Raw genomic sequence first — 1,790 nt, forward strand, 5'->3', positions numbered from 1 at the left:
CCGACGGGCTGCGCTGGACCCCGCCCGAGCAGTGGCACCTCACGCTGGCCTTCCTCGCCGCGGTGCCGGAGCGCCGCACGGAGGACCTGCTGCGCCGGCTGGAGCGGGCGGCTGCGCGCCGTCCACCGCTCGAGCTGGCAATGGCCGGCGGCGGCTGCTTCCCGCGACCGAGCGCGGCCCGGGTGCTGTGGGCCGGGCTGGAACCGGGCGAGGCGGTGACCGGGCTGGGCCGGTTGGCCACCGGCGTCCGGGCGGCGGCTGAACGGGCCGGTGCCGAACCCGACCACGGACGCTTCCGGGCCCACCTCACCCTGGCCCGCCGCAACGTCCCCGCCGACCTCACCCGCTGGGTGGAGGCGCTCGCCGGCTACCGGGGGCCGTCCTGGCGGGCCGGTGCGGTCGAGCTGGTGCGCTCCGAGCTGGGTCGGGGTGAGAGCGGGCGTCCCCGGCACGTGGTGGTGCGCTCCTTCCCGCTCACCGGGTGAGCGACGGTCTCAGAGCCGCGATGTCACCGGCGCGTTCTGTCGGCCTTCTGTGGTAGGGCCGCCTATGCTCGCCATCAGGCTGAACACGGCCTCCTTCCCCGACCGTGTACGGAGCTGAACGTGACCATGACCAGCATGCGCGACCCCCTGGTCGGCCATGCCCTGGACGGTCGCTACGAGATCCTCGAACGCTTCGCCCGCGGCGGGATGGCCACCGTCTACCGCGCCCTCGACACCCGGCTCCAGCGGGTGGTCGCGGTCAAGGTGATGCACGAGGGGCTCGGCGAGGACGGCGACTTCGCCCGCAAGTTCGACCGCGAGGCCAGGGCAGCGGCCAGGCTCTCCCACCCCAACGTCGTCTCGGTCTTCGACCAGGGCCACGGCGGCGGGCGTCCCTACATCGTCATGGAGTTCGTCGAGGGCACCACGCTGCGCAACGTCATCGGCCGCGAGGCCCCGATGACGCCGCTGCGCGCGCTCGACCTGCTCGACCCGGTGCTCTCGGCGCTCGCCACCGCCCACGAGGCCCACCTGGTGCACCGCGACGTCAAGCCGGAGAACGTGCTGATCTCCGACCGCGGCCAGGTCAAGGTGGCCGACTTCGGGCTGGCCAAGGCGATCAGCAACCAGACCAGCACCGCCACCGCCGGGGTGCTCATCGGCACCGTCTCCTACGTGCCGCCGGAGCTGGTGGTGCACGGCCAGGCCGACACCCGCGCCGACGTCTACAGCTTCGGCATCGTGCTGTTCGAGCTGCTCACCGGGCGCAAGCCGCACGTGGGCGACTCCCAGTACGAGGTGGTCTTCGCCCACGTCAACAAGGACGTCCCGCCGCCGTCGTCGGTGATGGGCACCTCCTGGCGGATCTCCCGCGACGCCATCCCGCCCTACCTCGACGTGCTGGTGCAGACCGCCTGCGCCCGTGACCCCGAGCGCCGCCCCCGTGACGCCCGGGTGCTGCAGGCGATGCTGCGCGAGGCCCGCTCCGCCCTGCTGGCCGGGGTGATGGACGACCCCGAGCTGACGGTGCGGATGACCCAGCCGCTCGGCTTCGCCGACGCCACCGCACCGCACGTGCCGACCCTGACGACGCCCACCTCGCCGAGCAGCCCGGACCACCCGGCGGCGCCGGTCCGGCACGGGCTGGCCGAGCCGGTCGAGGCCGCGCTGCCCGAGCCGCCGACCACCGCCTCGGGCCGGATCCGCACCACCTTCACCGAGGACGACCTGCCCCGGCTCCCCCGACCCGAGCGACGTCCCACCGACCGGCGTCCCGCCGAGCGCCGTCCGGACGCGCGGGCCCGG

General features: G+C 74.5%; 2 protein-coding genes. Both read left to right on the forward strand.

Annotated elements, in window-relative coordinates:
• On the forward strand, nucleotides 1-485 hold a 485-nt coding region (thpR, locus tag DVA66_RS20040), incomplete at its 5' end, for an RNA 2',3'-cyclic phosphodiesterase (protein WP_114561542.1).
• A gap of 126 nt (nucleotides 486-611) precedes the next feature.
• The coding region (locus DVA66_RS20045; RefSeq protein ID WP_157974188.1) for a protein kinase domain-containing protein at nucleotides 612-1,790 on the forward strand (1,179 nt) is incomplete at its 3' end.

The organism is Desertihabitans aurantiacus (genome assembly GCF_003344635.1).
In the GTDB taxonomy this organism is placed as follows: domain Bacteria; phylum Actinomycetota; class Actinomycetes; order Propionibacteriales; family Propionibacteriaceae; genus Desertihabitans; species Desertihabitans aurantiacus.